Origin of the sequence: Edwardsiella piscicida, from assembly GCF_021733145.1 — a bacterium.
Taxonomy (GTDB): Bacteria; Pseudomonadota; Gammaproteobacteria; order Enterobacterales; family Enterobacteriaceae; genus Edwardsiella; species Edwardsiella piscicida.
This window is the reverse complement of the sequence record NZ_CP090968.1, coordinates 2775579-2801611: the sequence shown is the minus strand read 5'-3', so window position 1 is coordinate 2801611 and position 26033 is coordinate 2775579. Positions and strand designations below refer to the sequence as shown.

25 protein-coding genes are annotated in these 26033 nt (G+C 62.7%); 9 read left to right on the top strand and 16 right to left on the bottom strand.

Translation table 11 applies throughout. The features are described 5' to 3' along the window. The first annotated feature begins 49 nt into the window (after positions 1–49). The 5 genes from caiB to L1P05_RS12745 all read left to right on the top strand — a co-directional run bounded on the left by caiB (position 50) and on the right by L1P05_RS12745 (position 6277). Positions 50–1270, top strand: coding sequence for an L-carnitine CoA-transferase (caiB, locus tag L1P05_RS12765; RefSeq protein ID WP_012849489.1), 1221 nt, complete (start codon positions 50–52; stop codon positions 1268–1270). A gap of 63 nt (positions 1271–1333) precedes the next feature. Further along, a complete protein-coding gene (caiC, locus tag L1P05_RS12760; protein WP_012849488.1) occupies positions 1334–2896 on the top strand; it encodes a crotonobetaine/carnitine-CoA ligase in 1563 nt (520 codons plus the stop codon). An 85-nt stretch (positions 2897–2981) separates the two neighbouring features. Then, positions 2982–3767 carry a crotonobetainyl-CoA hydratase gene (gene caiD, locus L1P05_RS12755; protein WP_012849487.1) on the top strand — a complete coding sequence of 262 codons (786 nt, stop codon included), beginning with the start codon at positions 2982–2984 and terminating at the stop codon, positions 3765–3767. Positions 3768–4470: 703 nt separating this feature from the next. Further along, positions 4471–6036 carry a crotonobetaine/carnitine-CoA ligase gene (gene caiC / locus L1P05_RS12750; protein ID WP_012849485.1) on the top strand — a complete coding sequence of 522 codons (1566 nt, stop codon included), beginning with the start codon at positions 4471–4473 and terminating at the stop codon, positions 6034–6036. Between the two features lie 25 nt (positions 6037–6061). Next, entirely contained in the window at positions 6062–6277 is a 216-nt protein-coding gene (locus L1P05_RS12745) for a hypothetical protein (protein WP_012849484.1), read from the top strand. Positions 6278–6282: 5 nt separating this feature from the next. Here the strand turns inward: L1P05_RS12745 and L1P05_RS12740 are convergent, their stop codons facing one another. Both L1P05_RS12740 and L1P05_RS12735 read right to left on the bottom strand, forming a co-directional pair. Beyond that, positions 6283–6894 (bottom strand): transglycosylase SLT domain-containing protein, encoded by a 612-nt coding sequence (locus L1P05_RS12740; protein WP_012849483.1) that lies wholly within the window; start codon positions 6892–6894, stop codon positions 6283–6285. Between the two features lie 257 nt (positions 6895–7151). Further along, positions 7152–8180 carry a HoxN/HupN/NixA family nickel/cobalt transporter gene (locus L1P05_RS12735; protein WP_012849481.1) on the bottom strand — a complete coding sequence of 343 codons (1029 nt, stop codon included), beginning with the start codon at positions 8178–8180 and terminating at the stop codon, positions 7152–7154. Between the two features lie 268 nt (positions 8181–8448). Here L1P05_RS12735 and L1P05_RS12730 point away from each other — a divergent pair, with 268 nt between their 5' ends. The 3 genes from L1P05_RS12730 to tatE all read left to right on the top strand — a co-directional run bounded on the left by L1P05_RS12730 (position 8449) and on the right by tatE (position 10364). Continuing rightward, positions 8449–9366, top strand: a complete 918-nt coding sequence (locus tag L1P05_RS12730) for an aldo/keto reductase (RefSeq protein WP_012849480.1) — start codon at positions 8449–8451, stop codon at positions 9364–9366. Positions 9367–9608: 242 nt separating this feature from the next. After that, positions 9609–9938 (top strand): hypothetical protein, encoded by a 330-nt coding sequence (locus L1P05_RS12725; protein ID WP_015462114.1) that lies wholly within the window; start codon positions 9609–9611, stop codon positions 9936–9938. 225 nt (positions 9939–10163) lie between these two features. Further along, positions 10164–10364: a twin-arginine translocase subunit TatE gene (gene tatE / locus L1P05_RS12720; RefSeq protein ID WP_012849478.1), complete on the top strand. Its 201-nt coding sequence runs from the start codon at positions 10164–10166 to the stop codon at positions 10362–10364. Between the two features lie 139 nt (positions 10365–10503). Here tatE and lipA read toward each other — a convergent pair whose 3' ends face one another. The 13 genes from lipA to leuS all read right to left on the bottom strand — a co-directional run bounded on the left by lipA (position 10504) and on the right by leuS (position 24163). Continuing rightward, positions 10504–11469, bottom strand: a complete 966-nt coding sequence (gene lipA, locus L1P05_RS12715; protein WP_015462113.1) for a lipoyl synthase — start codon at positions 11467–11469, stop codon at positions 10504–10506. Further along, complete coding sequence (gene lipB, locus L1P05_RS12710; protein WP_071818530.1) at positions 11462–12130, bottom strand: lipoyl(octanoyl) transferase LipB; 669 nt, start codon at positions 12128–12130, stop codon at positions 11462–11464. The genes lipA and lipB overlap by 8 nt, the downstream gene beginning before the upstream one ends. 144 nt (positions 12131–12274) lie before the next feature. Then, positions 12275–12538 (bottom strand): DUF493 family protein YbeD, encoded by a 264-nt coding sequence (ybeD, locus tag L1P05_RS12705; RefSeq protein WP_012849475.1) that lies wholly within the window; start codon positions 12536–12538, stop codon positions 12275–12277. 112 nt (positions 12539–12650) lie between these two features. Further along, entirely contained in the window at positions 12651–13862 is a 1212-nt protein-coding gene (gene dacA, locus L1P05_RS12700; protein ID WP_012849474.1) for a D-alanyl-D-alanine carboxypeptidase DacA, read from the bottom strand. Positions 13863–14017: 155 nt separating this feature from the next. Next, positions 14018–15139 carry an endolytic peptidoglycan transglycosylase RlpA gene (gene rlpA, locus L1P05_RS12695; protein ID WP_012849473.1) on the bottom strand — a complete coding sequence of 374 codons (1122 nt, stop codon included), beginning with the start codon at positions 15137–15139 and terminating at the stop codon, positions 14018–14020. Positions 15140–15147: 8 nt separating this feature from the next. Continuing rightward, positions 15148–16260 (bottom strand): peptidoglycan glycosyltransferase MrdB, encoded by a 1113-nt coding sequence (gene mrdB / locus L1P05_RS12690; RefSeq protein ID WP_012849472.1) that lies wholly within the window; start codon positions 16258–16260, stop codon positions 15148–15150. 18 nt (positions 16261–16278) lie between these two features. Continuing rightward, complete coding sequence (gene mrdA, locus L1P05_RS12685) at positions 16279–18174, bottom strand: peptidoglycan DD-transpeptidase MrdA (protein WP_012849471.1); 1896 nt, start codon at positions 18172–18174, stop codon at positions 16279–16281. A gap of 65 nt (positions 18175–18239) precedes the next feature. Next, positions 18240–18710: a 23S rRNA (pseudouridine(1915)-N(3))-methyltransferase RlmH gene (gene rlmH / locus L1P05_RS12680; protein ID WP_012849470.1), complete on the bottom strand. Its 471-nt coding sequence runs from the start codon at positions 18708–18710 to the stop codon at positions 18240–18242. Between the two features lie 4 nt (positions 18711–18714). Further along, positions 18715–19032, bottom strand: a complete 318-nt coding sequence (gene rsfS, locus L1P05_RS12675) for a ribosome silencing factor (protein ID WP_012849469.1) — start codon at positions 19030–19032, stop codon at positions 18715–18717. 179 nt (positions 19033–19211) lie between these two features. Then, the gene (nadD, locus tag L1P05_RS12670; RefSeq protein WP_012849468.1) at positions 19212–19877 is read right to left on the bottom strand and encodes a nicotinate-nucleotide adenylyltransferase; all 666 of its coding nucleotides are present in this window, start codon (positions 19875–19877) and stop codon (positions 19212–19214) included. Next, complete coding sequence (holA, locus tag L1P05_RS12665; protein WP_012849467.1) at positions 19867–20901, bottom strand: DNA polymerase III subunit delta; 1035 nt, start codon at positions 20899–20901, stop codon at positions 19867–19869. The genes nadD and holA overlap by 11 nt, the downstream gene beginning before the upstream one ends. Then, positions 20898–21566 (bottom strand): LPS assembly lipoprotein LptE, encoded by a 669-nt coding sequence (gene lptE, locus L1P05_RS12660; RefSeq protein ID WP_012849466.1) that lies wholly within the window; start codon positions 21564–21566, stop codon positions 20898–20900. The genes holA and lptE overlap by 4 nt, the downstream gene beginning before the upstream one ends. A 14-nt stretch (positions 21567–21580) precedes the next feature. After that, positions 21581–24163, bottom strand: a complete 2583-nt coding sequence (gene leuS / locus L1P05_RS12655) for a leucine--tRNA ligase (protein ID WP_012849465.1) — start codon at positions 24161–24163, stop codon at positions 21581–21583. 349 nt (positions 24164–24512) lie between these two features. Here leuS and L1P05_RS12650 point away from each other — a divergent pair, with 349 nt between their 5' ends. Continuing rightward, positions 24513–24995 carry a zinc ribbon-containing protein gene (locus tag L1P05_RS12650; RefSeq protein WP_012849464.1) on the top strand — a complete coding sequence of 161 codons (483 nt, stop codon included), beginning with the start codon at positions 24513–24515 and terminating at the stop codon, positions 24993–24995. 49 nt (positions 24996–25044) lie between these two features. Here L1P05_RS12650 and rihA read toward each other — a convergent pair whose 3' ends face one another. Further along, positions 25045–26010, bottom strand: coding sequence for a pyrimidine-specific ribonucleoside hydrolase RihA (rihA, locus tag L1P05_RS12645; RefSeq protein ID WP_012849463.1), 966 nt, complete (start codon positions 26008–26010; stop codon positions 25045–25047). Positions 26011–26033 lie beyond the last annotated feature (23 nt).

Genomic DNA, 26033 nt, shown 5'->3' with positions numbered 1-26033 from the left:
CTGTGCGCCCGGCCCCGGGTCCGCTGATTTTGTTAAGAAGGATCACGTTATGTCTGACCGTCTGTCCATGCCCAAGTTTGGCCCGCTCTCCGGCCTGCGCGTCGTGTTTTCCGGCATCGAGATCGCCGGTCCCTTTGCCGGGCAAATGTTTGCCGAATGGGGCGCCGAAGTTATCTGGATCGAAAACGTCGCCTACGGGGATACGATTCGGGTACAGCCCAACTACCCCCAGCTGTCGCGCCGCAACCTGCACGCGCTGTCGCTGAATATTTTTAAGGATGAGGGACGCGAAGCCTTCCTACGCCTGATGGAAACCACCGATATTTTCATCGAGGCCAGTAAGGGCCCGGCCTTCGCCCGCCGCGGCATCACCGACGAGGTGCTGTGGGAGCGCAATAAAAAACTGGTGATCGCTCATCTGTCCGGCTTTGGCCAGTACGGCACGCCGGAGTACACCAACCTGGCCGCCTATAACACCATCGCCCAGGCGTTCAGCGGCTATCTGATCCAGAACGGCGATAAAGATCAGCCGATGCCAGCCTTCCCGTATACCGCCGACTACTTCTCCGGTATGACGGTGACCACCGCCGCCCTGGCCGCCCTGCACAAGGCACAGCAGACCGGCGTGGGCGAGAGCATCGACGTCGCCATGTATGAAGTCATGCTGCGCATGGGGCAGTACTTCATGATGGACTACTTCAACGGCGGCGAAATGTGCCCGCGCATGACCAAAGGCAAGGATCCTTACTACGCCGGCTGCGGTCTGTACCGGTGCAGCGACGGCTATATCGTGATGGAGCTGGTGGGGATCACCCAGATCCGCGAGATGTTCAACGATATCGGCCTGGCGCATCTGCTGGATACGCCGGAGGTGCCGGAGGGCACCCAGCTTATCCACCGCATCGAATGCCCGCACGGCGAGCTGGTAGAGGAGAAGCTGGACGCCTGGCTGGCGCAGCACACCATCGCCGAGGTGCAGGCCCGCTTTGCCGAGCTGAAGATCGCCTGCGCCAAGGTGCTGAACGTGGATGAGCTGGAAAGCAACCCGCAGTACGTGGCGCGCGAATCGATCACCACCTGGAAGGCCGTTGACGGGCACACCTGCAAAGGCCCCAACGTGATGCCGAAGTTTAAACATCACCCGGGGCAGATTTGGCGCGGCATGCCGGAGCACGGCATGGATACCGCCGCCATCCTGAACAGCATCGGCTATGACCAGACGGCGATCGACGCCCTGGTGGCGAAAGGGCTGGCCAAGACCGGTCAGTAAGGCCGTACCGCCGTTGTCCGCGTCGACGGACAACGGCATGGCACCATTACACGGCGGTAGAGCATGGACATGATAGGGGAACGCCATCTGCGCCAGGCGTGGGACGATCTGGCGGCGATGCACGGTGAGAAAACGGCGCTGATCGTCGAAAATCTGCGGGGCGAGGCCAGCAGCTATAGCTACGCCCGGCTGAACGAGGAGATCAACCGCACGGCCAACCTGTTTCTGACCCTGGGGATCGAAAAGGGCGATCGGGTGGCGCTGCACCTGAACAACTGCGCCGAGTTCATCTTCTGCTGGTTTGGCCTGGCCAAGATCGGCGCCGTCGTGGTGCCGGTCAACGCCAACCTGCTGCATGACGAATGCGCGTTTATCATTCGTCAGTGCGCGGCCCGATTGGTGGTGACCACGGCCGCCGCGGCGCCCGCCTATGCGTCGCTGCGCCGCGAGGCGGATGCGCCGCTGCAGGGGATTCTGCTGATCGATGTCGGGGCGTCCCCCGCGGCCGACGTCGACGGTATAAAGGATTTTCAGCGCCTGAAGGCGCAGCAGCCGGCGCAGCTGTTACATGCGCCGGCGCTCAGTGCGCTGGATACCGCCGAGATCCTGTTTACCTCCGGCACCACCTCGGCGCCGAAGGGGGTGGTGATCACCCACTACAACCTGCTGTTCGCCGGCTACTACACCGCCTGGCAGTGTGCGCTGCGCGCCGATGATGTCTACCTGACGCCGATGCCCGCCTACCACATTGACTGTCAGTGCACCGTCGCCATGGCCGCCTTTAGCGTCGGGGCGACGCTGGTGCTGCTGGAAAAGTACAGCGCCCGCGCCTTCTGGGGGCAGGTTTGCAGGTACCGCGCCACGCTGACGGAGTGTATCCCGCTGATGATCAAAACCCTGATGATGCAGCCGGTGATGCCGTGGGAGCGCAGCCACTGCCTGCGCGAGGTGCTGTTTTATCTCAACCTCTCGACGGAGGAGAAAGAGGCCTTTCTGCAGCGCTTCGGCGTCCGTCTGCTGACCTCCTACGGCATGACGGAGACCATCGTCGGCCTGATTGGCGACCGGCCGGGCGACAAGCGGCGCTGGCCCTCCATTGGCCGAGTGGGCATTGGCTATGAGGCGGAGATCCGCAGCGTCGACGGCCATCCGCTGAGCGTCGGCGAGACCGGCGAGCTGTGGGTGCGCGGGATCCCCGGCAAAACGCTGTTTAAGGAGTATTACGGTCTGCCGCAGGAGACGGCGCGCGTGCTGACGCCCGACGGCTGGCTGCGCACCGGCGACTACGCCTACTGCGATGACGAGGGCTACTTCTACTTTGTCGAACGCAGCTGCAACATGATCAAACGCTGCGGAGAGAATATCTCCTGCGTGGAGATTGAAAATATTCTGGCGACCCACCCCAAAATTATGGATGTGGCGGTGGTTGGCCTGAAAGACTCTATCCGCGATGAAGCGATCAAGGCGGTCGTGGTGCTGAACCCCGGGGAACAGCTGAGCGAAGAGGCGTTCTTCGCCTTTTGCAGCGCTCGGATGGCCAAGTTTAAAGTGCCCTCTTTTTTGGAGATCCGCGACAGTCTGCCGCGCAGCTGTTCGGGGAAAGTGATCAAAAAAAGTTTATGTTAAGCCGCACCGGGGGCCGGCGTACGCCGCCAGCCCTGTGGCTATGCGCCGGTGCGATCACCCTGTTGAATCGGAATGGAGTATGAGGATGAGCGAGTCATTACAGATAGCGCGCAACGGTGGAATTCTGGAAATTACGCTGAATCGCCCCAAGGCCAATGCCATCGATGCCAAGACCAGTTTGGCCATGGGGGAGGCGTTTATCGCTTTCCGCGACGATCCGACGCTGCGGGTCGCCATCATTACCGGCGCCGGCGAACGCTTTTTCTCCGCCGGCTGGGATCTGAAGGCGGCGGCAGAGGGCGAAGCGCCGGACGCCGATTTTGGCCCGGGCGGTTTTGCCGGTTTGACGGAGCTGTTCAACCTGGATAAGCCGGTGATTGCAGCGGTCAACGGCTACGCCTTTGGCGGCGGCTTTGAGCTGGCGCTGGCGGCAGACATGATCGTCTGCGCCGACAATGCCTGTTTCGCCCTGCCGGAGGCCAAGCTGGGCATCGTACCGGACAGCGGCGGCATGCTGCGTCTGCCCAAGTGCATCCCGCCGGCGATCGCCAACGAGATGATGATGAGCGGGCGTCGCATGGAGGCCAAGGAGGCGCTGCGCTGGGGGATCGTCAATCAGGTGGTGCCGGGCGATCGGCTGATGGAGACGGCGCGGGCGCTGGCCCAGCAGGTGGCGGAAAGTGCGCCGTTGGCGCTGGCGGCGCTGAAGGAGATCGTCCGCGCTACCGCCACGCTGTCCGTCGAGGAGGGCTATCGCCTGATCCGCAGCGGCGCCCTGAAGCACTACCCGGCCGTGCTGCACTCGGAAGATGCGCTGGAGGGGCCGCAGGCCTTTGCCGAAAAACGTGAGCCGGTCTGGAAGGGGCGCTAAGCCCCGCGCGCCGGCGCGCGACGCAACGGCGTGATCGAGACCGTGGACGGAGGGTTGCCCCCTCCGTCTTTTTTTGTTGTTAATCCCCTGCGCCGCAGGCGCGCCGGCGATGCGCGGACGTCGAGGGCGCCGGTGGGGAATGGCGTATCGCGGTTCACGCCTTTCTATGACGAAATAGCGCGGGATTTTATTGTTCCCCTATTTATTGAATTAAAATATTCTCTGCTGAAATAGCCAAAGCCAAAAAATAACCTTTATCGGTTTTTCTAATTTCGCCGGCAATGCTCCCAAGGAACATTATATTCCATAATATGTTCCCTCCTTTAATCCTGCCTTATTGAACAGAAAAAGAGCGCTGGGGCGGCGGGATGCCCGATGACGCCGCGTTGCGCCATATAAGCGCGGCTGATGGGTCTTCGCGCGCGGGCTGTACAGGGCGGATGCGGCCGGCGGCGGCGCCGTGTTATGGCAATGTTTGCTATTTGTATCGTCTGGGCGCTTTTTTCGGCGATTCGGCTCGCATCTCGGTGGAGACCTTTACATCTTTATTTTTGGTAATGTGACTAAGTCCAAAATTTGCGCTTTTACTTGGCACAAGCACACATAATTATAAGAAATTAAAACTACGTGAGCATTATATTCGCCAGTATGGAACTGCGGCCTGACGGCATGGCCAAGGATGACAATTGCACGATGAGGGGCTATGGATATGATCGGCAATGCCACGCTGAGGGACGTGTGGCAGGCGCGGGCGCGCCATCAGGGTGCGCAGTGTGCGCTGGTGTATGAGGATCTGGCCGGTGATACGCGGGAGTATAGCTACCGCCAGATGCACGATGAAATCATTAAAGCGGCTAACCTGTTCCTTTCGCTGGAGGTACGCAAGGGCGATCGGGTCGCGCTGCAGATGCGTAACTGCCCTGAGTTTCTGTTCTGCTGGTTTGGTCTGGCCTGCATTGGCGCCATCGCCGTCCCGGTCAATACCGGCTATACCGAACAGGAGTGCGACTATCTGCTCGGCCGCTGCGGCGTCAGCCTGCTGGTCTGTCAGGCGGCGTTTTTACCGCTGTACCGGCGCCTGTCCCACCCCCTGCGCCATCGTGTTATCCTGCGCGAGGGCGAGGGCGAGGGCGAGGGCGAGACGACGGGAACGATCGATTTTCAGCGCGCCTGCGCCGTCCAGCCGTGCCAGCTGCGGGAGCAGGTGCCGCTCAGCGCGGACGACGTGGCGGAGATCCTGTTTACCTCTGGCACCACCGCCTGTCCCAAGGGGGTCGAGCTGACCCACGCCAACCTGTTGTTCGGCGGCCACTATACCGCCTGGCAAGGGCAGATGACGGCCAGCGATCGCTACCTGAGCTGCATGCCCAACTTTCATATCGACTTTCAGTGCAGCGCGGCGATGCCGATGCTGATGACCGGCGGTACGCTTATCCTGCTGGAGAAGTACAGCGCGCGCCGTTTCTGGCGCCAGGTTTGCCTGCACCGCGCCACCCTTAGCCACGCCATGCCGCTGATCGTGCGTACCCTGATGCTGCAGCCGCCGCGCGCCTGGGAGCGCAACCACTGTCTGCGCGATCTGTTTTTCTACCTCAATATTACCGACGCCGAGAAGCAGACCTTTGAGCGGCGCTTTGGCGTGCGTCTGTTTAACTCCTACGGTATGACGGAGACGGTGGTGGGGGCGATCGGCGATACGCCGGGGCAGGCGCGGCGCTACCCCTCGATTGGGCGTCCCGGCATGGGATACCAGGCGCGGATCGTCGACGCGCAGGGCAATCCGCTGCCGCCGGGGCAGGTAGGGGAGATCTGTATCCGCGGCGTCGCCGGGCGAACCCTGTTTAAAGGCTATTATGACGATCCGGCGGCAACCGCCCGCCTGCTGCGCGGTGATGGCTGGCTGCACAGCGGCGATACCGGCTATTGCGACGAGGAGGGGTGGTTCTACTTTGTCGATCGGGCGGTCAATCTGATCAAGCGGTCGGGGGAGAATGTGGCCTCCAGCGAGGTGGAGGGGGTACTGGAGACCCACCCGGCGGTGTCAGAGGCGGCGGTTATCGGCGTGGCCGATCCGCTGCGCGATCAGGCGGTGAAGGCGATAGTGCAGCTGACGCCGGGCGCCGAGGTGCGCCCCGAGACGCTGATCGCCCACTGCGCGGCGCATCTGGCCGCCTTTAAGGTTCCCACGCTGCTGGAGTTTGTGGCGGAGTTTCCGCGCACCTGCTCCGGCAAGGTGGATAAGAAGCGGCTGCGGCTGTGCTGCGGCTGAGGACGACGGTGCAGGAGGAGGATCTATGCCACAGGGAATGCAGAGCGCCCGCCGTCAGGCGGACGATGATGACGAGGAGCGCGTTGCGGACGGCGCGGTACAGGGGCTGCTGGACATGCGCTATGCCACCTGTCCGGCGTGTCAGCGGCGAATCCGCGTCCGGCTACACAGCGTGCTGAGCCGCTGTCATACCTGGTGCCCGTTTTGCCGTAAAAACGTACCGCTGTGCAACGGAGGCTGAGCCTCCTACAGATGGTTATAGGCGGTTTCGACCTTGAGCATGTAGCGCGGCGCCTGCGGTGCCGGGTGATGACGGCGGACGTGCCAGTGAAAGGCCGCCGGCGTCAGGCTGTTGATTATGGCGATGGCGGTCTGGCGGTTGGCGGAGAAGGTGCGCAGCAGGGCTCCGGCGCCGTTGGCGTAGGCCACCTCGGTGGCGTAGCGGCGGGTCAGGGGATCGTTGATCCAGTAGAGCTGCTGGTTTTGCAGCGCGCTGAGGTAGGCGGCGCCCAGCCGGATATTGGTGACCGGATCGTACAGGTCGTCGCTGTCCGGACAGCCGCGCTTGCCCTGATAGCGATAGGCGTCGCAGCCGGCGCCGTCCGCCTTGATCTGCATAAGGCCGATGGCGTTGGAGGGGCTGACGGCGCGGGGATTGTAGCTGGATTCGACCTGGATTATCGCCTTGATAAGCTTGGGATCCAGATTGTACTGGGCCGCCGCCGTCTGGATGATGCCGTCGTAGGCCTGGGGATTATAGCTGGCCGCCGGGCGGTGGTGACGGCTGGAGCAGCCGGCCATCAGCAGCAATAGCAGGCTGCCGCAAAGAAGATAAATGCGCTGTGAGGTCTGAGTCATGAGGCTGTGTTCCGCAAGTGTACGCGTCACGCGGGGTCGACGCCCGCCGCGCTGACCGTGCGTCGCCGGCGCCGCCTGATGACGGCTCGCGCGCAGCGTGAACGGTGGCGGGATCGCCTGGCGTTTTCACGTATCGTCCGCCGCCGCCGCGGCCTGTTCTCCCTGTGACCGGGCGCCGGGCGGGGAGCTCGGCGGGCCGGATGGGACGATCATAGCGTTAACGCCGCAGCAGATCACGGTGCGAATTGTAACTTTACTCAACCGACGCGCAGGGCGATGCGGTCGTAGCCGCGCCAGCGGTAGTTGAGCAGCGACAGCAGCCAGAACAGGATGAAGCCGCCGATGACCCAGAAGCCGGCGTTGCCCATCCGATCGTTGAGCTGGCCGATGAACTGCCAGAACGCCCCCTGCAGCTGCAGCCCGTCGGCGATCAGCCCCAGCGCCTCCAGGCCACCGATGATCAGCGCGACGGCGACCGAGGCGGCGGTGATGGTCAGGTTGTAGTACAGCTTGCGGATCGGGTGGGAAAAGGCCCAGCCGTAGGCGCCGACCATCACAAAGTTGTCCAGCGAGTCCACCAGCGCCATGCCGGCGGTGAACAGCGCCGGAAAGACCATCAGCGACCACAGGGAGAGGCCGTGGCTGGCCGCCGAGGCGGAGATGCCCAACAGGCCGACCTCGGTGGCGGTATCAAAGCCGAGGCCGAACAGAAATCCCACCAGGTACATATGCCAGCTGCGGGTGACCAGACGAAAGGTGCGGCGGAATAGACGGGTCATCAGGCCACCGGGCAGCTCATCGTCCCACGGCGCCTCGTTTGCCGCGGCGCCGGGGCGGGTGAGGCGGCGAAACTGGCGCCAGACACCCAGCAGGATCAGCAGGTTGAGCAGGGCCATCGCCAGCAGGAACAGCGCCGAGACGGCGGTGCCGATCAGCCCGCCGTACTGGTGCAGGGCATCGATGCGATCGCGAAACGCCATCGACGTCAGCACGATGGCCAGGCAGGCCAGAATCACAATGGTGGAGTGGCCCAGGGAGAAGAAGGCGCCGACGCCGAGCGGTTTTTTCCCCTGCTGCATCAGCTTGCGGGTGACGGCATCGATGGCGGCGATATGGTCGGCGTCCACCGCGTGGCGCAGGCCAAAGCCGTAGGCCAGCAGCGCTGCGCTCATCATGACGGCGTGCTGGCGAAAGACGCAAAAGGCCCAGATCCAGGCGGCGAGATTGGCCGCGATCAGCAGGGCCAGCAGCGCCAGCCCCCGTTGTTTGTCCGAGTACCCTGTCATGTGCTGTGTTCTCCCGTGGCGCCGACGGCGTCGATCTGATGAGGGGCAGGCGGTGGGGAATATTCGCAGACCGTCCGTTACGGAAGGGGAATGTATGATCTTTTCATGAAATTGTCATACCCATAAACGTATAAGTTTGTTACAGCCGGCGTGATAAATGTTACGCCGCCGACGGCCTGCGGTCAGCCGCCTATGGCATAGTGAGCGTCATACTCGGGGACACCCACCGACGCCCGCCGCCGCGGGTTTAGCACAGAGAGGAGTGAAGATGAAACAGATGACACTGGGCGCCGACGGCCCGCAGGTCTCGGCCATCGCGCTGGGCTGCATGCGCCTGACCGAACTGGACGACCGCCAGGCCGCCAGCCTGATCGACCACGCGCTGGCGCTGGGGATCAGCGCGTTCGATCACGCCGATATCTACGGCGGCGGGGAGTGCGAGCGTCGCTTTGCCCGCGCGGCCCGCCTGAGCGGCGCGCGGCGAGAGGGGGTCTTTATTCAGTCCAAGTGCGGGATCCGCCGCGGCTACTATGATTTCTCCTTCCGCCATATTATGGCGTCGGTGGACGATATCCTGCAGCGCCTGCAGTGTGACTATCTGGATATGCTGCTGCTGCACCGCCCCGATGCGCTGGTGGAGCCGCAGGAGGTGGCCGAGGCGTTCGACCGCCTGCAGGTGAGCGGCAAGGTCAGGGCCTTTGGGGTATCCAACCACGCGCCGCTGCAGATGGCGCTGCTGCAGAAGGTTCTGACGCAGCCGCTGCGGGTGAACCAGATGCAGTTTGGCATCGCCCACTGCGGCATGGTGCGCAGCGGGATCAACGTCAATGTGCAGAGCGACGCCGCCGTCGATCGCGACGGCGATACGCTGAACTACTGCCGCCTGCATGATATTACCCTGCAGGCCTGGTCGCCGTTCCAGTTCGGCATGTTCAGCGGGGTGTTCCTGGATCATCCGGACTTTGCGCCGCTGAATCAGGCGCTGGAGACGATCGCCGCCCGCCACGGCGTCAGTAAGACCACGCTGGCGACGGCCTGGATCCTGCGCCATCCGGCGCAGATGCAGGTGGTGGCCGGCAGCATGAATGCGGAGCGGCTGGCGCAGATTGCGCAGGCGTGCGAGGTGAGCCTGAGCCGCGAGGAGTGGTATCAGATTTATCTGGCGGCGGGCAACCCGCTGCCGTAAGCGTGCGACCCACCGCCGCGCGGTGGGTCTGCACAGGCGTGGATGCCGTACGACGGCTGACGGACGTATAGGATTTTGCTTGAATTCTTGGGTAACCCCCGGCAAAGGGTCGCATTTATCCAGCAAGCTAATTATGATGACTGGCGTAAGAAGAAAAGGCCGGTGTATCGGGTGTCATGTGACGTAGTTAATGTATCGGCGATGTGCGGCGCGCTGCGCCGTACCGTCCGGGGGAAGGTGCAATGTCTGACTTGGAAGTACAGCTGCGGAATTCGTTGGCAGCGCTGGACGATCTGAAATCAAGCTTTGAACAGCAGCGCCTGGCGTGGCAGCAGGAGTGTGAAGGCATGCAGCTGCAGCTGGCGCAGGCGCGTCAGCGCGAGGCGGCCCTGCTGCAGCAGAATGAGCAGCTGACCCGTAAGCTGGTCGATCTGGGCTCGCTGCCGGAGAACAACGGCCTGCTGCGCCAGTTCAAGATCGTGGGCGGACATATCGAGGCGCTGGCGCGCGATGCGGCGGCGTTTAATGCGTATCTGGCCACGCTGGGCGCGCAGAGCAGCGACCGTCCCTGAGCGACGGGTCACCATGCCGGGCCGCGTCTGCGGTCGGCCCCTTTCCCCCGTTTCTTTCCTCTCTCCTCGCCTGCCGCGGTTCGCGGACTGAGAACAGTTCGTTTAACTCTGTTACATCTTGTTTTTGCGCCGTTAGCCGTTTTTACGGTTAATAACCCTTGCTTACTGCAAGCGATGTTTCTTCGGCCGCCTGGGCGGTGCGGTATACAACATAAGAAGGTATTTATGGAAGGTATTAGTATTACCAAGCTTCTGGTCATTGCTGTGCTGATCGTATTGCTGTTTGGTACCAATAAGCTGCGTACGCTGGGGTCCGATCTCGGGGCGGCGCTGAAGGGGTTCAAAAAAGCGATGAACGACGAGACGCCGGCGGCCAAAAAAAGTGACGGCGCAGAGGCGGCGCCCCGGGTAGAGAATAAAGAATAATCCGGATATTCGGGGAGCGGGCCGAGGGGGCGCACTCCGGAATCGGGGGAAGAAGGAACATCCCTAAGTTGTAACCAGTTTTGTCAACGGCGGTAGCGCAGGGCTGATCCGATCGGCCCTGCGCTGCGTTTGTACGCGCTTACTTGACCTCCATGCCCTGAGCCTGTAGGTCGGCATGGTAAGAGGAGCGGACAAAGGGGCCGCAGGCGGCGTGGGTAAAGCCCATGGCCATCGCCTCGGCCTTCATTTCGGCAAACTCCTCTGGGCTGACGTAGCGCTGCACCGGCAGATGGTGGCGGCTCGGCTGCAGGTATTGCCCCAGGGTCAGCATCGTGACGCCGTGCGCGCGCAGATCGCGCATCACTTCAATAATTTCCTGATTGGTCTCGCCGAGCCCTACCATCAGCCCTGACTTGGTCGGGATCTGCGGATGCTGTTGCTTGAACTGCTGCAGCAGGCGCAGAGACCACTCATAGTTGGCGCCGGGGCGCACCTGGCGGTACAGCCGCGGAATGTTTTCCAGGTTGTGGTTGAACACGTCCGGCGGATTGTCCTGCAGCAGCGCCAGGGCGCGATCCATGCGGCCGCGGAAGTCCGGCACCAGGGTTTCGATGCGGATCTGCGGGCTTTTGGCGCGAATGGCGCGGATACAGTCGGCAAAGTGCTGGGCGCCGCCGTCGCGCAGATCGTCGCGGTCAACGGAGGTGACCACCACGTAGCGCAGTCCCATGTCGGCGATGGTCTGCGCCAGCTTTTCCGGTTCGTTGGCGTCGGGCGCCAGCGGACGACCGTGGGCCACGTCACAGAACGGACAGCGGCGGGTGCAGATGGCGCCCAGGATCATAAAGGTGGCGGTGCCGTGGTTGAAACATTCGGCCAGGTTGGGGCAGGAGGCCTCTTCGCACACGGAGTGCAGGCCATTCTTGCGCATCGCCGCCTTGATACCCTGAATTCGGCTGGAATCGGCCGGCAGCTTGATCTTCATCCACTCCGGCTTGCGCAGCATCTGCTCACGCTCAACGGCGACGGATTTCACCGGGATCAGGGCCATCTTGTCTGCGTCGCGGTATTTCACGCCGCGTTCCATCTGAATTGGTTTACTCATAGTCTTGCGGATTCCACTGGCTGTGCTCAAGCCGGGTATAGCCGAGCAGTTGGGTAAAATGGTGCACCAGGCGGGGCTGAACCTGCGTTAGGGTCGCCCCCGGGCACAGCGCGCTGACCTGGGTCATCTGCAGGCCGGCGTAGCCACAGGGATTAATACGCTGGAAAGGGGAGAGATCCATGGCGATATTCAGCGCCAGGCCGTGGAACGAACACCCCTTGCGGATGCGCAGGCCGAGGGAGCAGATTTTCTGCCCGTCAACGTAGACGCCCGGCGCATCGGGACGCGGATAGGCCTGAATATCCAGCTCTGACAGGGTACGTACTACGCTCTCTTCAAGCCAACTGACCAGCTCGCGCACGCCGTGGTGGCCGCGGCGCAGATCGAGCAGAACGTACATCACCTGCTGTCCGGGGCCGTGATAGGTGACCTGGCCACCGCGATCGCTCTGGATAACCGGAATGTCGCCGGGATTGAGCAGATGCTCAGCCTTACCGGCCTGCCCCTGGGTAAATACGGCGGGGTGCTCTACCAGCCACAGCTCGTCAGGCGTCTCGGCGTCACGACGATCGGTGAATCGATGCATAGCCTGCGAGACGGGGAGGTAGGGCTGCAACCCCAGCTGACGCAGTATGAGGCTATCTTGTTGCAATGGCGTCATCTTCAGGTTAAAAAATTGGTAAGGCCATTATACCGACTGTCGCCCCTCCTCACCAGTGCCGAATCGGCAAAAAAGCGCGGCCCGGTAGGCTGTGATGCCATACCGGGCCGCGATAAATGCTGTATTTTAGTTAATTAACTGTGATTACAGAACCATGCGAACGATTTCAATGTTGCCCAGCTCTTCATACAGCGTCTCAACCTGCTCAATGTGCGTCGCATTGATGGTGATGGAAACGGAGTGGTAGTTTCCTTTGCTGCTCGGCTTAACCTGCGGGGTGTAGTCACCCGGCGCATGGCGCTGTACCACTTCGACAACCTGATCAACTAGCTCAGGCTGTGCCAGTCCCATGACTTTATAGGTAAACTCGCACGGGAATTCGAGCAGTTCATTCAGTTTGGTTTTCATGTGAGCTCCAGCGTATTGCACTATCTACAAATTATAACTCCCGCCGTAGCGGGAGTCTTGCTTACTGATTAAATGGGGCCGATGACGCCCTTTTCAAGGGGCTGGCCACAGATTAACCAAACCAGCGATGAAACAGCAGCTTGATATGATCGATCATCCGGCTGAAGAAGCCACCCTCTTTCACTTCGTTCAGCACCACCAGCGGGCGCTGTTCGATAGTCTTGCCGTCCAGCTGGAAGTTGATCGTGCCGACCACCTGATCTTTGGCCAGCGGGGCATCCAGTTCGTTGCTGTTCAGCACGTAGCTGGCCTTGAGATCTTTCATCCGTCCGCGCGGAATGGTCAGGTAGACGTCTTTATCCACCCCCAGCTGGGCGCGGTCGGTGTCACCGAACCAGACCGGCTCAGAGGCGAACTCACGCCCGGCCTTCAGCGGCGAGACGGTTTCAAAGAAGCGGAAGCCCCAGGTCAACAGCTTCTTGCTCTCGGTCTCGCGCCCCTTAAAGGTACGGCCGCCCATGACGGCGGAGATCAGGCGCATGTTGCCCTCGGTCGCCGAGGCCACCAGGTTATAGCCGGCAGAGGCGGTATGGCCGGTTTTGATGCCGTCCACGTTCATGCTGGTATCCCACAGCAGACCGTTACGGTTGGTCTGGCGGATGTTGTTATAGGTGAACTCTTTCTCTTTGTAGATGGCGTACTCATGGGGAACGTCGCGGATCAGCGCCTGGCCGATCAGCGCCATGTCGCGGGCGGAGCTGAACTGCCCCGACGCGTCCAGGCCGTGTACCGTCTCAAAGTGGGTGTTCTGCAGACCCAGCGCCTTCACGTAGCTGTTCATCAGGCCGACGAAGGCGTCCTGGCTACCGGCGACATAGTCGGCCATGGCGACGCAGGCATCGTTACCGGAGACCAGGTTGATCCCGCGGATCAGGTTCCCCACGGAGACCTGATCGCCCGGCTTGAGGAACATCAGCGAGGAGCCCTGGAACACCGGGTTTCCGGTCGCCCAGGCGTCTTTACCGACGGTGACGACGTCGTTCTCACCGAACTTGCCCGCGCGCATCGCCTGCCCGATGACATAGCTGGTCATCATCTTGGTCAGCGAAGCCGGGTTGCGTCGCTCGTCGGCGTTGTGCTCCGCCAGCACCTTGCCGGAGTTGTAGTCGATCAGAATATAGGCTTCGGCATCGATTTGCGGCACGCCCGGGATCATGGTCTTCAGGTTAACGTCGTCGGCGCGGGCCGCACCGGTGAGCGCCACGGCCAGCAGACCGCCGGCGACAGCGTATTTCAGTGTTTGGGAAGCAACTTTGCGTTTCATGATGGGGACTACAACATCCGTGAATTAAACAGTGACAAACGAGCCACACTATAGCAGATGGTACGCTAAGGCATAGCGTGGCAATGGTTTTTTACACAATCAATATGTGTATAAGTGTTGCATGGCCCGCGACGGGCGGGCCCGCGTCAACGGGCTCAGGGCGCCATGGTAATGAACGACTGTTGCCCGGCCTCGCTGCTCAGCCGCTGCTGCAGCGCGCTGGCCTGCGCCCGGTGGGTAAACGGCCCCAGCTGGACGCGGTAGAGGGCGCCGTTTGCCTCGACTTTGCCGGGGACGCCGAAGCGCTGGCTCAGCTGCTGCTGCCACTGGGCGGCGCGCGAGCTGCTGCTGACGGCGCCGACCTGCACCAGATAGTGGCCGCTGGCCACGGCGTGGCTGGCGACGACTGCCGGAGCTGCCGCTGCGCTGGCGGGGGCCGGGGGGGCGACCGGTGCGACCGGGGCGCTCTCTTCCAGCACGCCGCTGCGCAACGGCTGAGGCGCGCCGAGGAAGCTGCCGCTATGGTTGGCGGGGGCGCTGACCGGCATGCTCTGTCCCTGCGCGGCCTCTGCCGTCGGCGCCAGGCTTGCCGGCGTCGGGTTCTCGATGGCGCGGACCGCCGGCTGGCTTGGCGCGGCGGAGGGACTTACGGTGAGCTGCGGGCTCTCCATGCCGATCTCCGGGCGGGCGGGCAGGGCATAGCTCTGCTTGGCGACCCGGGTGCCGATGGTGCCCGGCCCGGACAGGCTGCCGTCCGGCGCAACGTTGATAAAGTCGACGCGCACCTTGGTATGCTGAGTGATGTTCAGGCGGTTGGCGGCGGCGCTGGAGAGATCGATGATGCGTCCCGGGGTATAGGGGCCGCGGTCGTTAATCCGCACCACGATGCGGCGCCCGTTAGCCAGGTTGGTGACCCGCACGTAGCTGGGGATCGGCAGCGTCGGGTGGGCGGCGCTCATCGCCTCCGGGTTGAACTGTTCGCCGCTGGCGGTGACGTTGCCGCGGTTTTCTTCGCCGTAGCTGGCCGCCAGGCCTATCTGGGAGAAGTTGGACGGATCCTTGACGATGGTGTAGCGCTGGCCGTTACGGCTGTAATCCTGATTGGCGCTGGGAATGGCGGGCTCATAGCGCGGTTCAACGCCGGGGATCTCTTCGATCGGGCCGCTGTAGGCCGGCTGCGGCGGCGCCTGGGTCTCGCCGCTGTCGTTGGTGGAACAGCCTGCCAGGATCAGACAGGCCAGGCTCAGGCTGAGCCAGGAGTTGTGCGCCATTCTCATCGCGACCTCTATAGATTCTTGGATAACATTTTGCGATGGGTATGGATCGACATCACGATGCCAAACCCGGCCATCAGTACGATCAGCGCCGAGCCACCGTAGCTGACCAGAGGCAAAGGTACGCCAACCACCGGTAAAATGCCACTAACCATGCCGATATTAACGAAAACATAAACGAATAGAATCAACATTAAACCGCCGACCATCACCCGGCCAAAGGTGGTCTGGGCGCGGGCGGCGATATACAGTCCGCGCATGATGATCAGCAGGTACAGCGCCAGCAGCAGCAGTACGCCGAACAGCCCCAGCTCCTCGGCTAGCACGGCGAAGATAAAGTCGGTGTGGCGCTCCGGCAGAAACTCCAGCTGCGACTGGGTGCCGTGTAGCCACCCCTTGCCGCTCAGGCCGCCGGAGCCGATGGCGATTTTTGACTGGATGATGTGGTAGCCGGCGCCCAGCGGGTCGCTTTCCGGATCGAGCAGCATCATCACCCGGTCGCGCTGATAGTCGTGCATCAGGAAGAACCACAGCACCGGAATAAAGGCGGCCACCAGCAGCACCGCCAGCCCGATCAGGCGCCAGCTCATGCCCGCCAGGAACAGAATGAACAGCCCGGAGGCGGCGACCAGGATCGAGGTGCCCAGGTCCGGCTGGGCGGCGACCAGCAGGGTCGGCAGGAAGATCAGGATCAGCGCGATGCCGGTGTGCTTGAGCGACGGCGGGCAGACGTCGCGGTTGATAAAGCGCGCCACCATCAGCGGCACGGCGATCTTGGCGATCTCCGAGGGCTGAAAGCGCACGAAGCCCAGGTCAAGCCAGCGCTGGGCCCCTTTACTGATCTGGCCGAAGGCGTCCACCAGGATCAGCAGGATGACGCAGAGGATATACAGATAGGGCGCCCAGTGTTCGTAGACGCGCGGCGGGATCTGCGCCATGACGATCATGACCAGCAGGCCCATGACGATTTGGCCGATCTTGCGCTCCATCATGCCGACATCTTGGCCGCTGGCGCTCCACATAACGACGGCGCTGTAGACCAGCACCGCCAGAATGCAGAGCAGGAAGGGCAGGTCGATGTGCATCTTGGCCCAGATTGAGCGTTTTTGTTGATTCTCAGTCATGGTGAATCCGTATGCCTGTCAGTCGCCCTCCACGCCGGGCGGCGTGGGGGCTGCATTGGGAAGCTGGGTATTGTTGTCGCCCAGCATGATGTGATCCAGGATCTGGCGCATGATGGTGCCCACCGCCGGACCGGCGCCGCCGTTCTCCAGAATGATGGCCACCGACACCTGCGGGTTGTCATAGGGGGCGAAGGCGGTCATCAGCTTATGGTCGCGCAGATGTTCGGCGATGGTATGCGCGTTGTAGGTCTCATAGCCGAAGACCTGGGCGGTACCGGACTTGGCGGCGATTTTATACGGGGCGTTGCCAAAATACTTGTAGCCGGTGCCATTGGGACGGTTGGCCACGCCGAGCATGCCATCTTTAGCGATCTCCCAGTAGCCGGAGTGAATATCCCCTATCTGCTGGCTTTCCTGCTGACGAAACGGCACCTGCTGACCGTTGATGCGGGTGCTCATCAGCAGATGCGGCACCTTGACATTGCCGTCGTTGATCAGGGTGTTGAGCGCCTTAGCCATCTGGATCGGCGTCGCGGTCCAGTAGCCTTGGCCGATGCCGACCGGAATGGTGTCGCCCTGATACCAGGGTTTCTTGTAGCGCTTGAGCTTCCATTCGCGGGTCGGCATCAGGCCGGAGCGCTCCTCGGACAGATCGATACCGGTATACTGGCCATAGCCGAACTTGGACAGCCACTCGCTCAGGCGGTCGATCCCCATGTCATAGGCCACCTGGTAGAAGAAGGTGTCCGCCGACTCCTCCAGTGCCTTGGTGACGTTCAGCCGCCCATGGCCCCACTTTTTCCAGTCGCGGAAGCGCTTCTCTGACCCGGGCAGCTGCCACCAGCCGGGGTCGAAGAGGGTGGTATTGCGGGAGATAACGCCAGCGCTGAGCGCCGAGACCGCGACGTAGGGTTTTACCGTCGAAGCGGGGGGATAGACCCCCTGGGTGGCGCGGTTGATCAGCGGCCGGTTGGGGTCGTTGAGCAGGCCGCGGTAATCCTTGCCGGAGATGCCGTCGACGAACAGGTTGGGGTCGTAGCTGGGGGTGGAGACCAGCGCCAGGATCCCGCCGCTGCGCGGATCGCTGACCACCACGGCGGCGCGGCTGCCGACCAGCAACTGTTCGATATAGCGCTGCAGGTTGAGATCCAGCGTCAGGTAGATATCTTTGCCCGCCTGGGGCGGCTGTTCGTGCAGCTGGCGGATCACCCGCCCGCGGTTGTTGACCTCGACCTCTTCATAGCCGGTTTTGCCGTGCAGCACGTCCTCATAGTAGCGTTCGATGCCCAGCTTGCCGATATCGTGGGTGGCGGCGTAGTTGGCCAGCTTCCCCTCTTTGTCCAGACGCTCGACGTCTTTGTCGTTGATCTTGGAGACATAGCCGATGACGTGGGTCAGGGCGGAACCGTAGGGGTAGTAGCGGCGCTGGTAGCCCTTGACCTCAAAGCCGGGGAAGCGGAACTGGTTGACGGCGAAGCGGGCCACCTGCACCTCGTTGAGGGCGGTCTTCAGCGGAATCGAGGTGAAGCGGCGCGAGCGCTTACGCTCCTTCTGGAAGCTGTCGAGATCCTCGTCGCTCAGATCGACGATCGGGCGCAGCGCATCGAGCTGCTCTTTCATCCCGTCGACCTTTTCGGGGATCACCTCTAGCTGGTAGATGGTGCGGTTAAACGCCAGCGGCGTGCCGTTGCGATCGTAGATCATGCCGCGGCTGGGGGCGATGGGCACCAGCTTGATGCGGTTTTCGTTAGAGCGCGTCTTGTAGTCTTCAAAACGCAGAATTTGCAGGTGGTACAGATTGGCGAGCAGCACGCCGGTCAGCAGCAGTACGCCGACGAAAGCGAACAGCGCACGACGGATGAACAGGGCGGACTCTGCCGAATAGTCACGAAAGGGGTTACGATCTAGTTTCATTCCGTTCCGTCATGCTCAGGCGTACTGCCGGGATTAACATCATTGCCGGCGTGGCCGGCAGGCGATTACTCACGATGATAAGGGTGATTGGCCGTAATGCTCCAGGCCCGGTAGAGGCTTTCGGCCACCAGCACGCGCACCAGCGGGTGCGGCAGGGTCAGGGGCGACAGAGACCAGCTCTGCTCGGCGGCGGCCTTGCAGGCGGGCGCCAGCCCCTCGGGACCGCCGATCAGCAGGCTGACGTCGCGTCCGTCCTGCTTCCAGCGCTCTAGCTGACCGGCCAGCGTTGGGGTATCCCAGGGTTTGCCGGGAATATCCAGGGTGACTATACGGTTGCCTTTGCCGACCGCGGCCAGCATCAGCTCGCCTTCTCGCTCCAGAATGCGGCGAATATCGGCATTCTTACCGCGTTTCCCGGCCGGAACCTCGGTCAGTTCAAACGGCATATCCTTGGGAAAGCGCTTAATATAGTCGAGAAAACCGGTTTGTACCCAGTCGGGCATTTTGGTGCCGACCGCCACCAGCTGCAGTTTCACCGCATCAGCTCCACAGCTTTTCCAGTTCGTACAGACGACGGCTCTCTTCCTGCATCACGTGCACGATGACGTCGCCGAGATCGACCACCACCCATTCGGCACCGTTCTGGCCTTCTACGCCCAGCGGCAGCAGGCCGGCGGCGCGAGACGACTGTACCACGTGGTCGGCGATGGCGATCACGTGACGGCTGGAGGTGCCGGTGCAGATGATCATGCAGTCAGTAATGCTGGATTTGCCGCAGACGTCGATGGCGACGATATCCTGGCCTTTCAGATCATCGATCTTATCAATAACGAAATCTTGGAGTGCTTTACCTTGCAAAGGTTCCCCCTAATCAATAGGTCTTAAATTTATGCTGTTATATCAAGCATGATTCCCCACGCGGCGCCCGATGCGTTCCGCGAGGGACGCACGCCGGCGAGCGGGGCGAGAATACGTTGCTGCGGAGGATATCAGTCTGCAAATCCCTGTCAATCACCGAAGGGGCGAAAGGGGCCGCTTCAGCGGTAGAGCCCCTGTAGCTCAATGTAGCGCTGTACCGCGCGCGGCAGCAGATCGTCGCAGCTGATCCCTAGATGGCGGCGCTGACGGATGTCGGTGGCAGAGACCGACAGCAGCGGCGTGTCGGCCAGATAGATAAAGCCGTGGGGCTGGCGGTGTAGACGCTGAACGTCGCGGGTGCGGTGCTGCTCCAGCCAGGCCTGCAGCGCCGGGGTGTCCAGCCGATCGGGATAGCCGGGGCGGGCGCAGACCAGCAGGTGGCAGCAGCGCAGAATGTCCTGCCAGCGCTGCCATTTGTGCAGGGTCAGCAGGGAGTCCTGGCCGATGATAAAGGCCAGCGGTCGCTGTGGGCCCAGCTCGGCGCGCAGCGCCTCCAGGGTATCGATGGTGTAGGAGGGGCTGTCGCGGCGCAGCTCGCGATCGTCGACGGAGAACAGCGGATCGTCGGCGATGGCCAGACGCACCATCTCCAGGCGCTGGGCGGCGCAGGCCTCTGGCTGTGGTCGGTGCGGGGGAACGTGGTTGGGCAGCAGGGTGATGTGGCCGAGCCCCACCTCCTGCGCCAGCGCCGTGACCGGCTTGAGATGGCCATAATGAATAGGATCGAAGGTGCCTCCGAACAGCGCCAGTAGGGACGGCGCCGCCGGTTGGGATTCACTCGGCATGCAGCATACTCTCCGGCAGCGTCTTGCCGCACAGTAGTAGGGTCAGGGACTCCAGCTGAGGCCATACGGATTGGCCGAAATCCTGTTTGATTATCTGTTCGCACTGGCTCAGCAGCGCCACGGCCTGATGCAGTTGGGTCAGCGATAGGGTTTGCAGCGCCTGGGTCAGCAGCGGGCGGCGGTTTTGCCACACCTTATGCTTATCGAACAGCGTGCGCAGGGGCGTCTGCGTCGCGCCACTCTTGAGCTGCAGCAGCAGCAGCAGCTCGCGCTGTACGGTGCGCACCAGCACCACCGGTTCGCAGCCCTCCTGGCGCAGCTGGTTCAGAATGTGCCAGGCACGCTTGCCGCGCGCCGCCAGCATGGCGTCCAGCCAGTGGAACGGCGAGAAGTGGGCGGCATCGTTGACCGCCTGCTCGACGCGCGGCAGGGTCAGCCGTCCGTCGGGGTAGAGCAGGGAGAGTCGCCCCAGCGCCTGGGAGAGCGCCAGCAGGTTGCCCTCGTAGCAGTAACAGAGCAGCTGTAGCGCCGCCTCGTCGAGCTGCAGCTGCATTTGGCGCGCGCGGTTAGCGACCCAGCGCGGTAGCTGGGTCTGCTCCGGCGTCTGGCAGCTGACCAGGGTGGCCTGTGGGCTGAGCAGTTTATACCAGGCCGCGTTTTCCTGCGTACGGGTCAGGCGTGGACCGCGCAGCAGCAGCAGCAGATCCGGGTGGAGCAGGGCGGCAAGCTGGCTCAGGCGTTCGCCCATCGCCGCATTGACACCGTTGTCCGGCAGGGTCAGGGTCAGGATTTGGCGGCTGGCGAACAGGCTCATCGACTGGGACTGACTGAACAGCGCATCCCAGTCGGTGTGGGGATCGAGGGTGACGCTGAACTGCTCGTCAAACCCGTGGGCGCGGGCGCGCTGGCGGATCAGGTCCAGGCTCTCCTGGATCAGCAGCGGCTCGTTGCCCAGAATGAAGTAGCAGGCGCGCAGCCCATCCTGCAGCTGTGCGCCGAGCTGTTCGGGGTAAATCCGGCTCATTTCACCGGCTGTCCGGCCTGAGCGGCCGGCGTAGCGATAACGCCGGTGTTGACCCGGTCAAAGTCGTTGCTGCCCTGTACCTTGGGTGCGCTGACCGCTTCGCGCATTTTGCGGTCGTTATTTTGCAGTTCGGCGGCCTGAACGCTCATCAGCTTACGCACCAGCTGCTGCGCCGCCTGTTGGTACATCTCCTGCACCAGCATCGCCTGTTCGGCATCCTTGGCCAGCGCGGCCAGCGGGTTGTCGAAGAAGCTGCGGTAGACGCGCACCGTCAGCGGGTAGAGGTCGTGGCCGCGCACCAGCACCTGGGCGCTGACGGTCATCACCATCTGGTACTCCGCCGTGACCCCGTCCTTAAAGATAGAGACGGTGTCCTGGCTCTGGCTGACGCCGAGCAGCCGCAGAGAGGGCAGCGGCGTGGCCGCCGGGTCCGCCTTGGCGGCGCTGTCCTGCGGCGGCAGGCTCTGTGCCTCGACGATGGTGACGTCGTTCAGGCGCAGCTGCTCGCGCACCGCGCGGGTGAAGGGGCCATACGGGTCGTTGCTGTCGAGGATCAGCTGATGAAACTCGCTGGGAACCTGCGCGCTGCCGCGCAGGTGGTATCCACATCCGGCGGTGACCAGCACCGCCAATCCCAGCAACAGCGCAGTAATACGGTGTTGCACACGTCCTCCTAGGCTCACCCGACAACCAGGTTGAGCAGTTTGCCCGGCACAAAGATCACCTTGCGTACGGTGACCCCGTCGAGGTACTTAGCGACCAGCGGCTCCTGCGCCGCCAGCGCGCGCACCTGCTCCTCGCTGGCGTCGGCGGCAACGGTGATCTTACCGCGCACCTTGCCGTTGACCTGTACCACGATCAGCTTGCTATCTTCGACCATCGCCGCGTCATCGGCGACCGGCCACGGCGCGACGTCGATGTCGCCCACGCCGCCCAGCGCGCTCCACAGGGTGAAGCAGACGTGCGGGGTAAACGGATACAGCATGCGCACCACGGCCAGCAGGGCTTCCTGCATCAGGGCGCGATCCTGCTCGCTCTCCTGCGGGGCGCGGGTCAGCTTGTTCATCAGCTCCATCACGGCGGCGATGGCGGTGTTGAAGGTCTGACGGCGACCGATGTCGTCGCTCACCTTGGCGATGGTCTTGTGCAGATCGCGGCGCAGGGCTTTTTGGTCATCGTTCAGCGCCGTCAGGTCGAGCGCGACGGTCGGCCCTTTCTGCTGGTGATCGAACGCCAGTTTCCAGACGCGCTTCAGGAAGCGGTTGGCCCCCTCAACGCCGGACTCCTGCCACTCCAGGGTCATTTCCGCCGGGGAGGCGAACATCATGAACAGGCGTACGGTGTCGGCGCCGTAGCGCTCTACCATCACCTGCGGGTCGATGCCGTTGTTCTTCGACTTGGACATCTTGCTCATGCCGGCGTAGACCAGCTCGCGGCCGTCGCGGTCGGTCGCCTTGGTGATGCGGCCCTTGTCGTCGCGCTCTACGATGACATCCACCGGAGAGACCCAGTTACGCTCGCCGTTGGCGCCGGTGTAGTAGAAGGCGTCCGCCAGCACCATGCCCTGGCACAGCAGGCGCTTGGCCGGCTCGTCGGAGTCCACCAGGCCCGCGTCACGCATCAGCTTGTGGAAGAAGCGGAAGTACATCAGGTGCATGATGGCGTGCTCGATACCGCCGACGTACTGATCGACCGGCAGCCAGTAGTTGGCGGCCTGCGGATCCAGCATCCCCTGATCGTACTGCGGGCAGGTGTAGCGCGCATAGTACCAGGAGGACTCCATGAAGGTGTCGAAGGTGTCGGTTTCGCGCAGCGCCGGCTGACCGTTAACGGTGGTCTTCGCCCAGGCCGGATCGGCCTTGAGCGGGCTGGTGATGCCGTTCATGACCACGTCCTCCGGCAGGATCACCGGCAGCTGGTCTTCCGGCGTCGGGATCACGCTGCCGTCTTCCAGGGTCACCATCGGGATCGGTGCGCCCCAGTAACGCTGGCGGGAAACCCCCCAGTCGCGCAGGCGGTAGTTTACCTTGCGTTCGCCGACGCCGGCGGCGATCAGGCGGTTGGCGACGGCGTCGAAGGCGGCGCTGAAGTCCAGACCGTCAAATTCGCCGGAGTTGAACAGCACGCCCTTGTCGGTCATGGCGGCGGCGCTGATGTCCGGCGCCTGGCCGTCGGCGGCCAGGATCACCGGCTTCATCGGCAGGTGGTACTTGGCGGCGAACTCCCAGTCGCGCTGGTCGTGGGCCGGAACGGACATCACCGCACCGGTGCCGTAGTCCATCAGCACAAAGTTGGCGACCCAGATAGGCAGGCGTTCGCCGCTCAGCGGGTGGATGGCGTACAGGCCGGTGGCCATGCCTTTCTTCTCCATGGTCGCCATGTCAGCCTCGGCAACCTTGGTGTTCTTGCACTCGTCGATGAACTGCGCCAGCGCCGGGTTGTTGGCGGCGGCCTGTTGGGCCAGCGGGTGCGCGGCGGCGATCGCCAGGTAGCTGACGCCCATGAAGGTGTCCGGGCGGGTGGTGTAGACGGCGAAGGTGTCGTCGCGATCGGCGACGCGGAAGGTGATCTCTACCCCTTCAGAGCGGCCGATCCAGTTGCGTTGCATGGTCTTAACCTGCTCCGGCCAGTCTTCCAGCTTGTCGAGGTCGTTGAGCAGCTGATCGGCGTAGTCGGTGATCTTGATAAACCACTGCGGGATCTCTTTGCGCTCGACCTTGGAGTCGCAGCGCCAGCAGCAGCCGTCGATGACCTGCTCGTTGGCCAGCACGGTCTGATCGTTCGGGCACCAGTTGACCGCAGAGGTCTTCTTATAGACCAGACCCTTTTCATACAGCTTGGTGAAGAACCACTGTTCCCAGCGGTAGTAATCCGGCTTACAGGTGGCGATTTCGCGGCTCCAGTCGTAGCCGAAGCCCAGCAGCTTCAGCTGGTTCTTCATGTAATCGATGTTGGCATAGGTCCAGGGGGCCGGCGCGGTGTTGTTCTTCACCGCCGCGCCCTCTGCCGGCAGGCCGAAGGCGTCCCAGCCGATGGGTTGTAGCACGTTTTTGCCCAGCATGCGCTGGTAACGGGAAATCACATCACCGATGGTGTAGTTACGGACGTGGCCCATATGCAGTCGGCCGGAGGGATACGGCAGCATGGAGAGGCAATAGTATTTCTCTTTGCTGTCATCTTCGGTGACCTGGAAGGTTTTCTGTTCATCCCAATGGCGCTGGACGTGGGATTCAATGTCCTCTGGACGATATTGCTCTTGCATGGCAGCTGGAAGTCCTGTTAGTAAAACAGCTACACCTGTAGCCTGATATGTGATGGTGATCGGCATAGGATAGCCGATAAGCGTCGCGGGCAACAACCGCCGAGCGCGCCGGCGGTGAATTCTTTCCCCCCGTCGGCTTACCCTTGGTGCCGTTTTGTTACATACGCTACGTGAAGATCACAGTCTGTCAATGAATTACGGCTAAAATATAACGGGGATAGCGCTTGTCCGCGCACGGTAAGCGGGATCCCAGATCGTCCTGATATACGCTATAGAGGCAGTTTTCACGCGGGCCACCGCAGGGGGCCGGCCAGAGATGTTCTGACGCGGTGCTGAACGGAGGTAGGATATGAGCAAAGTAACGCACTATTATCAGCAGTGGCTGGCGGCGTTGACTAAACGCCTGGAGAAGGGGGAGCGCGATATCGATGCGCTGCTGGAGAGCGCGGAGCAGCAGCTCCGCCACGCCAGCGATCTGAGCGAGGCCGATATTGAACAGATCCGTCAGGCGATGCGCCGCGATCTGGAAGAGTTTGCCCGCGCCTATCAGGATAGCCGCGATGAGATGGAAGACAGCGTGTTTATGCGCGTCATCAAGGAGAGCCTGTGGCAGGAGCTGGCCGATATTACCGACAAAACCCAGCTGGAGTGGCGCGAGGTGCTGCAGGATGTGAACCACCACGGCGTTTATCACAGCGGCGAGGTGGTTGGCCTGGGACATCTGGTGTGCGAGAAGTGCCACTTTAACCTGGATGTGTATACCCCAGAGATCCTGCCGCGCTGTCCGCGCTGCGGTCACGATCAGTTTCACCGCCGTCCCTTCCGCCCCTGAGGGCTTGCCCGCCGCGTGCGGCGGGCACCTTTCCCCGCGGGGCGGCTCATCAGCCGACGCCGGGGGTCTCCTGCGCCATGTCGCCATAGGCGGCGATCCGTTCAGCCAGCAGATCGACAAAGGCCTGGCGATCGACGTCCAGCAGCACGGTGGCATTGGGAGCGTTGCCGCTCAGGGCGTAGTCATCCACCACCGTCATCCCGGTGGTGTAGCGCCCGCGGGTCTCCACCCCCACCCAGCGTTCGGCGCAGGTAAAGATCTGCGGACGCAGCAGCCAGGCGATGGTGCAGGGGTCGTGCAGCGGTGCCCCTTGAAAGCCCCATCGCTCCTGGCGGTGATAGCGCATGAAAAAGTCGAGCAGCTCGGCGACGGTGCGCGCCACCGGATTGCCGATGTCGCGCAGGCGCTCGATATCGGCGTCGAGGATCTGCGCCCGGTGGGTCACGTCCAGGCCAGCCATGACGATGGGTAGCCCGCTCTGGAACACCATTTCGGCGGCCTCGGGGTCGACGTAGATGTTGAATTCGGCGGCAGGGGTCCAGTTCCCCGCGCCGGCGCTGCCGCCCATGATGACGATGCGTTCAATGCGCGGCTTCAGCTCCGGGTGGGCGGCCAGCAGCAGCGCCACGTTGGTCAGCGGGCCGGTGGCCACCAGGGTGACCGGCTGCGCCGCGTCGCGCAGCACCTGGGCCATCAGCGCCAGCGCGCCGCAGGGCTGAGGGGCAAAGTCCGGCTCCGGCAGACGGGGGCCGTCGAGGCCGCTTTCGCCGTGAACGCTGTCGGCGATGATCAGGTCGCGCATCAGCGGTTTGGCGGCGCCGCCGGCCACCGGGATATCGCCGCGGCGCAGCAGGGTGAGAATGCGTAGGGCGTTGCGCAGGGTTTTTTCCGGGGTCTGGTTGCCGGCGCTGGTGGTGACGGCACGCACCTCCAGCTCCGGGCTGGCCAGCGCTAGGATCAGGGCGATGGCATCGTCGTGGCCGGGGTCGCAGTCGATAATCAGGGGTAACGCCATGAAACGCTCCAGGTAATTGACGG